The 7034-nt window shown below is 60.6% G+C and carries 7 protein-coding genes; 6 read left to right on the forward strand and 1 reads right to left on the reverse strand.

Annotated elements, in window-relative coordinates:
- Window positions 1-19: 19 nt before the first annotated feature.
- Genes HA630_RS10155 through HA630_RS10180 form a run of 6 tightly spaced genes read left to right on the forward strand, consistent with a single transcriptional unit; the run spans window position 20 to window position 6832 of the window.
- Complete coding sequence (locus HA630_RS10155; RefSeq protein ID WP_371809238.1) at window positions 20-1114, forward strand: glycosyltransferase family 4 protein; 1095 nt, start codon at window positions 20-22, stop codon at window positions 1112-1114.
- Window positions 1111-1719: a sugar transferase gene (locus HA630_RS10160; RefSeq protein ID WP_166834465.1), complete on the forward strand. Its 609-nt coding sequence runs from the start codon at window positions 1111-1113 to the stop codon at window positions 1717-1719. Before HA630_RS10155 ends, HA630_RS10160 begins: the two co-directional genes overlap by 4 nt.
- Window positions 1716-2366, forward strand: a complete 651-nt coding sequence (locus tag HA630_RS10165; RefSeq protein WP_166834466.1) for an acetyltransferase — start codon at window positions 1716-1718, stop codon at window positions 2364-2366. Before HA630_RS10160 ends, HA630_RS10165 begins: the two co-directional genes overlap by 4 nt.
- Before the next feature lie 6 nt (window positions 2367-2372).
- Window positions 2373-3614, forward strand: coding sequence for a DegT/DnrJ/EryC1/StrS aminotransferase family protein (locus HA630_RS10170; protein WP_166834468.1), 1242 nt, complete (start codon window positions 2373-2375; stop codon window positions 3612-3614).
- Window positions 3611-5587, forward strand: coding sequence for a nucleoside-diphosphate sugar epimerase/dehydratase (locus HA630_RS10175; RefSeq protein ID WP_166834470.1), 1977 nt, complete (start codon window positions 3611-3613; stop codon window positions 5585-5587). The genes HA630_RS10170 and HA630_RS10175 overlap by 4 nt, the downstream gene beginning before the upstream one ends.
- A gap of 48 nt (window positions 5588-5635) precedes the next feature.
- Window positions 5636-6832 (forward strand): O-antigen ligase, encoded by a 1197-nt coding sequence (locus HA630_RS10180; protein WP_166834472.1) that lies wholly within the window; start codon window positions 5636-5638, stop codon window positions 6830-6832.
- Here the strand turns inward: HA630_RS10180 and HA630_RS10185 are convergent.
- Window positions 6825-7034 (reverse strand): methionine adenosyltransferase domain-containing protein (locus tag HA630_RS10185; protein WP_166834474.1); only part of this gene is annotated, 210 nt, incomplete at its 5' end. The two genes, HA630_RS10180 and HA630_RS10185, sit on opposite strands and share 8 nt — an antisense overlap.

Raw genomic sequence — 7034 nt, forward strand, 5'->3', positions numbered from 1 at the left:
TTCCCACTACGCTCCTTCTGTGGCAAATTTTCGTGGGCCGCTAATTACTGCTTTGCGCTCGATTGGGGCGAAAATTTCAGTCATGGCGCCCGATTGGGACGTTGGTTCTCAACAGCTGGTTGGGTCGATGGGCGCGGAGACTACAGATTTTAACCTTTCACGTGCCGGGCTGAACCCGCTGCGTGACTTGGCAACTTTGATTCAACTATGGCGATATTTCCGTGTTTATAAGCCACGCGTAGTGTTTACCTATGCCGCCAAAACAAATATATGGGGTATGTTGGCAGCGGCGTTGGCGGGTGTGCCCCACCGCGTTGCCATGGTTGAAGGCATGGGCTATGCATTTACTGAAGGTGTCAATGGGCGCTCATTCAAGCAGCGGTGGCTTGGTTGGGTAATAGCACAGCTCTACCGTGTCGCGTTTAGGTTGGCCCACAAAGTAGTCGTGCTCAATGCAGATGATGCGCGGGAATTGCAGCAGCTCTGCGGTTTGCGACCCGATAAAACAGTCCTACTCGGTGGCATAGGCGTACCTTTGCAGGACTGGCCATTGTGCCTGCCTCACACTCGCCCAGTCACATTCACATTGATTGCTCGGCTTCTTCGTGAAAAAGGCATTTTTGAGTACCTTCAAGCCGCACGGCTTGTAAAGTCTAGGTACCCGCATGTTCGCTTTTGGTTGTTGGGAGGGCTAGATACAAACCCCGGTGCGGTTAGCGAACAGGACATCAAGCCGTGGCTGGATGACGGTGTGGTGGAGTGGCCGGGCCAAGTCAACGTCAAACCCTGGCTTGCGCAGACCAGCGTGTTCGTGCTCCCGTCCTATCGCGAGGGGGTGCCGCGCAGTACCCAAGAAGCCATGGCCATGGGGCGCCCGGTGATCACCACCGATGTGCCAGGCTGTCGTGAAACGGTGGTGGACAGCGTGAATGGCTACATGGTGCCCCCGCGCGATGTGCCCGCTTTGGTTGCTGCCATGGAGCGTTTCATCAAGCACCCCGAATTGATCGGTCGAATGGGAGCCGAGAGCCGTCGCTTGGCAGAAGAGCGTTTTGACGTCCGTGTGATCAACCAAAAGTTGCTGGCGGTGCTGGGTCTGGAGCGGCCTGAATGAAACGCTTGTTTGACGTAACGTGGTCCTCTCTGGCATTGGCGCTGCTCTTTTTGCCTTTGTTGGTGCTGATATTGTTGGTGCGAAGCAAACTTGGCAGCCCTGTATTTTTTCGCCAAGTTCGCCCTGGATTCAAGGGCAAACCATTTGAAATGGTGAAGTTCCGCACCATGACGGATGAGCGCGGCACCGATGGACTTTTGTTGCCAGACGCCGACCGCCTGACTCCCTTCGGCCGCTGGTTGCGAGCCTCTAGCCTGGACGAACTGCCTGAACTCTGGAATGTCCTCAAAGGCGACATGAGCCTGGTCGGGCCTCGACCACTGTTGATGGAATACCTGCCTCTCTACTCACCGAAACAGGTCCGCCGCCACGAGGTGCGCCCCGGCATCACCGGCTGGGCCCAGGTGAACGGCCGCAATGCCATCAGTTGGGAACAAAAGTTTGCGCTCGATGTGTGGTACGTGGACAACCACAGTCTGTGGTTGGACATCAAAATCCTCTGGCTCACCGTGAAGAAGGTGTTGGTGCGTGATGGCATCAGCGCGGCGGGCGATGCCACCATGCCCAAATTCACGGGCAGCAGGCCAGAAGAAAACTCACCATGAAGCAGGTCGCTATATTCGGTGCAAGTGGCTGTGGGCGTGGTGTCATGCCACTGGCTCGTGATCAATGGGCGGCCAGCGGCGAGCCCCATTCATTGGTGTTCGTGGACGATCACCCGCCCGCCGCCGAGTGCAACGGCCACCCTGTGATGACCTACACCGAATGGTTGGCCCAACCCGCCACCAGCCGACACATCAATATTGCCATCGCCAACAGCGCCGTGCGCCAGAAGCTGGTAGAGCGCTGCATAGCTGATGGTGTGCAGTTCTTTGAAGTGCGCGCCGCGAACACAGTACAACTGGACGATGTGCAACTGGGCGAGGGGGCCATACTCTGCCCCTTCGTCACCCTGACCAGCAACATCCGAATCGGCAAACACTTCCATGCCAACCTGTACAGCTACGTGGAGCACGACTGTGTGATCGGCGACTATGTGACTTTCGCCCCCGGTGTGAAGTGCAACGGCAATGTGGTGGTGGAAGACCATGCTTACATAGGCACAGGCGCCGTACTTAAGCAGGGTCAGCCCGGTCGACCGCTGGTGATCGGCCGCGGTGCCGTGGTGGGCATGGGCGCCGTGGTCACCAAGAGCGTCCCCCCGGGTGTCACCGTAGTGGGTAACCCGGCCAAGCCGCTGCTTAAACCTTGACAACTTATGTTGAATACCTCTTTTGCACCATGGCCCAGCTTTACGCTTGAAGAGGCGGAAGCGGTACAGCGTATTTTGCTGTCTAACAAGGTGAACTACTGGACTGGTAGCGAATGCCGTGAGTTTGAGCGCGAGTTTGCCGCCTGGGCCGGCACACACCATGCAGTGGCATTGGCCAACGGAACCCTTGCGTTGGATGTCGCGCTGAAGGCGCTGGGCATAGGCCCTGGCGATGAAGTGGTGGTGACGCCACGCACCTTCATTGCCAGTGTCTCGTGCGTGGTGAATGCGGGTGCCACGCCGGTGTTTGCCGACGTGGACGCAGATTCGGGCAACCTGACTGCTGAGACGATTGCAGCAGTCTTGACGACAAGAACCAAAGCGGTTATTTGTGTGCACCTGGCCGGTTGGCCTTGTGACATGGACCCGATCATGGCGCTGGCGGCCGAAAACGGTCTGAAGGTGATTGAAGACTGTGCCCAAGCCCACGGCGCCCGCTACAAGGGCCGCAGTGTGGGTGGCATTGGCCACGTAGGGGCCTGGAGCTTTTGCCAGGACAAAATCATGACCACCGGTGGTGAAGGCGGCATGGTGACCACCAACGACGAAACCCTTTGGCGGGCCATGTGGTCCTATAAAGACCACGGCAAGAGCTACGAAGCGGTGTACGAGCGCCAGCATCCTCCTGGCTTTCGGTGGCTGCATGAGAGCTTCGGCACCAATTGGCGCATGCTGGAAATACAGGCTGCGATTGGCCGTATACAGTTGCACCGCATGGCTGAATGGACTGTCCGCCGTCAAGCCAACGCGGCCGCTTTGGTGGCTGCGCTGCAGCCGTTTGCCGGTGAAGATGGCCCGGTGCGTTTACCGCAGTTGGGCTGCAGTGATTGCTCCGCAGGCTGTGGTGCAGGTGGTACGAAACACTGTGCCGTTGGTTGCGTGCACGCGCAATACAAATTCTATGCCTATGTGCGTCCGTACAACCTAGCACCCGGCTGGAGTCGTGATCGCATCATTGAAGCCATCATCGCCGAAGGCGTGCCTTGCTACCAAGGCAGTTGCAGTGAGGTGTATCTGGAGAAGGCCTTCGACCGCACTCCCTTGCGTCCGCAGGGTCGCCTGCCGGTGGCGCGACAGTTGGGTGAAACCAGCTTGATGTGGCTGGTCCACCCCACCCTGAGCCACTCAGATATGAAAAGGGCAGCCGACGTGACGGCACATGTGTTGCTAGAGGCTATGCGGCGATGAAAGTTGATGTTCACGGCTTGAGCGTGAAAAGCCTGCTCTTGTCCATGCCACGCATGGCCAAACGTGCGCTGGCCCTGGCGGCAGATACAGCCTTGTGTGTGCTGACCGTTTGGCTGGCTTACTACTTGAGGCTCGGTGAGTTTGTAGCTCTGTCTGACAATGCTTTGTGGGCGGTCGGTGCGTCCATCAGCATAGCGCTGCCTATTTTTATAGTCTCTGGTCTCTACCGCGCGATTTTTCGTTACAGCGGCTGGCCAGCTTTGTTGGCGGTAGCCCGAGCGGTTGGCATATACGGGCTGTTGTATGCATCCATATTCACTGCCATTGGCATTGCTGGCGTGCCCCGCACGGTCGGCATCATCCAGCCCATTTTGCTCCTGTTGTTTGTCGGCGCCTCCAGGGCGCTGGCCCGCGTCTGGCTGGGTGACCAGTACCAGAGCATTTTGAAGCGGGCCGCTAGGCCCAAGGTGTTGATTTACGGCGCCGGCAGCACGGGCCGCCAGTTGGCAGCGGCCATGGCCAACAGCCACGAAATGCAGGTGGCAGGTTTTCTGGACGACGACGACCGCCTGCACGGTCATGTGCTGAATGGTCAGCCCATCTACAACCCGGCCGATCTGGAGCATGTGGTGGCCACGCTCCACATCAGCGATGTGCTGTTGGCCATGCCCAGCCTCGCGCGCCGCCGCCGCAACGAAATCCTCGGCCAAATCGGCAGCGCCCGCGTGGCGGTTCGCACGCTGCCCAGCGTGACCGATTTGGCCCAGGGCAAGGTCAGCATTTCCGATTTGCGAGAGCTCGACATTGACGACCTGCTGGGCCGCGAGCCTGTGGCGCCCAACCACCTCTTGCTCGCCAAGAACGTGGTCGGTAAGGTGGTGACGGTGACGGGCGCCGGTGGCTCCATTGGCAGCGAACTCTGCCGTCAGATTCTGGCCGTGGGGCCAGCCAAGTTGCTGTTGATCGAGCAAAGCGAATTCGCCTTGTACGCCATTCACCAGGAACTGGAAGAAAAGCTGGCGCAGAGCCCAGCGCCCAACAAGCCCACGCTGGTGCCCCTGCTGGCCTCCGTGCAGGACGACGAGCGCATGCGCGAAATCCTGTCCACCTGGCGCCCGGCCACGGTGTACCACGCGGCTGCTTACAAGCACGTGCCGCTGGTGGAACACAACCCGGCCGCCGGTATCAAGAACAACGTGCTGGGTACGCTGCGCACCGCCCATGCCGCCGCAGAAAATGGCGTGGCCGACTTCGTGCTCATCAGCACCGACAAGGCGGTGCGCCCCACGAACGTGATGGGGGCCAGCAAACGCCTGGCCGAAATGGCTTTGCAGGCCCTGGCTGCCACCCAGGCCAGCACGCAGGGCGGCACCAAGTTCAGCATGGTACGTTTTGGCAACGTGCTGGGTTCATCGGGCTCGGTGGTGCCCAAGTTCCGCCAGCAAATCCGCGACGGCGGGCCCATCACGCTCACCCATCCGGAGGTCACGCGCTACTTCATGACCATCCCTGAAGCAGCGCAACTCGTCATCCAGGCCGGGGCCATGGCCAAGGGCGGCGATGTGTTTGTGCTCGACATGGGCCAGCCTGTGCGCATCATCGACCTGGCGCGGCGCATGGTGGAACTGTCGGGCCTGACGGTGAAAGACGACGAGCACCCGGACGGCGACATTGCCATCGAGGTGACCGGCCTGCGCCCCGGCGAAAAGCTGTACGAGGAACTGCTGATAGGCGACAACCCCAAGCCCACGGTACACCCCCGCATCATGAAAGCCCACGAAGAGTTCATCCCCTGGGCCGAATTCGAGGCCAAGCTGCGCTCGCTGGAACTGGCCCTGAACGTCAACGACGTGGGCGTGGTCCGACTGATGCTGCAACAACTGGTGGCCGGCTACGTGCCCAATGACGACATCGTGGATTGGGTGTACATGGAGCAAGGTGCTGATGCCAGGGTGCTGGCGAGCGCTGGCTAATAAGACATGACGCTTTCATCCATTTCAAATCGCTGTAACACAGCTGCCATGTGGACCCTGGTGGGGGCATTCGGTGCCTTCCCCATAGCCTTGGGTTTGACCAACGCCCTGATGCTGCTGGCCGTGTTGTTGTGGTGCCTGGGTGGCCACTGGGCCGAGCGATGGAAGGCCGTCAGCCGCAACCCCGTGGCCTGGCTGGTGCTGGCCCTGTACGGGCTGATGCTGTTGGGGGTGCTGTACACCCCCGCGCCCGCTGACGACTGGCAATTGCACCTGAAGAAATACATCAAGCTGCCCATGGTGGTGGTGTGGCTGGCGCTGTTGTGGCAGGCGGCCACCATTCGCCAGCACGCGCTGAACGCGTTTGCCGCGGCCATGGCTTTCACGGCCGCCTCCACCTGGCTGAATGTGTGGTTCCAGCTGCCGTGGTCGCAAAGCAAGAACCAGGGTTGGGGCGTGACCCACCACGTGTTTGGCGACTACATCACCCAGAACGTGATGATGGCCCTGTTCGTGTTGCTGGCGTTGTTTCGCGCCCGTACAGGCCAGGGCTGGGTGCGTGGGGCCTGGGCCGCCACGGCTGTGCTGGCGGCGGTGAGCATCACCCATTTGTCCGACGGCCGCACCGGCTATGTGCTGTTGGCCGTGGCGGTGGGCGTGTTCGTTCTGACGCAACTGAAGGGCAAGGTGGCGGTGGCCGCCATGTTGGCTGGCTTGTTGGGGCTGGGTGGGTTGCTGGCCACATCCGACACCATGCGTGCGCGCTTTGACAAAGCCGTGGCCGAGGCGCAGCAACACGACAGCGACAACACCTCATCCATTGGCCACCGGCTGTACAACTACAAGACCACCCCCAAACTGGTGGCCGAAAAACCGTTGCTGGGCTGGGGCACGGGCGCCTACCACACACAAATTTGCCATGTGCTGGACAAGCCCGAGCAGTGCCCCACCTTCAGTTGGCACCCCCACAACCAGTACCTGTTCTTGGCGGCCGAGCACGGCATGGTGGGCCTGGGCCTGTACCTGGCCCTGTTGGTCAGCATGGCGTGGGTGGCGTTGCGCTCCACCGACCCACAGGCCCGCACCCTGCTCCTGGGCCTGACCGCACTGCTGGCCGTGAACAGCCTGTTCAATTCCCCGCTGTGGAGCGCCCGCGAGAGCCACTTCTTCACCCTCATGGCCGCGCTGCTGGTCAGCAGCGCCTGGGCCAGCCGGGAGGCTGGCCCATCCAAGCCGCTTACTTGATCCCCGCCAAGTCCCGCAGCACCTGCACCTTGTCGGTCCGCTCCCAGGTGAACTCGGGCTCGTCGCGGCCAAAGTGGCCGTAGGCGGCGGTCTTGCTGTACACCGGACGCAGCAGGTCCAGCATCTGGATGATGCCGCGCGGGCGCAGGTCGAACACCTCGTTCACTATTTTTGCGATCTGCTCGTCGGGAACCACGCCGGT

This window comes from Aquabacterium sp. A08, from assembly GCF_011742065.1.

Excerpts from the sequence above, each read along its gene's own strand:
- HA630_RS10160 (WP_166834465.1), top strand. The coding sequence starts at position 1,111 with ATGAAACGCTTGTTTGACGTAACGTGGTCCTCTCTGGCATTGGCGCTG.
- HA630_RS10165 (WP_166834466.1), top strand. The coding sequence starts at position 1,716 with ATGAAGCAGGTCGCTATATTCGGTGCAAGTGGCTGTGGGCGTGGTGTC.
- HA630_RS10170 (WP_166834468.1), top strand. The coding sequence starts at position 2,373 with ATGTTGAATACCTCTTTTGCACCATGGCCCAGCTTTACGCTTGAAGAG.
- HA630_RS10175 (WP_166834470.1), top strand. The coding sequence starts at position 3,611 with ATGAAAGTTGATGTTCACGGCTTGAGCGTGAAAAGCCTGCTCTTGTCC.
- HA630_RS10180 (WP_166834472.1), top strand. The coding sequence starts at position 5,636 with ATGTGGACCCTGGTGGGGGCATTCGGTGCCTTCCCCATAGCCTTGGGT.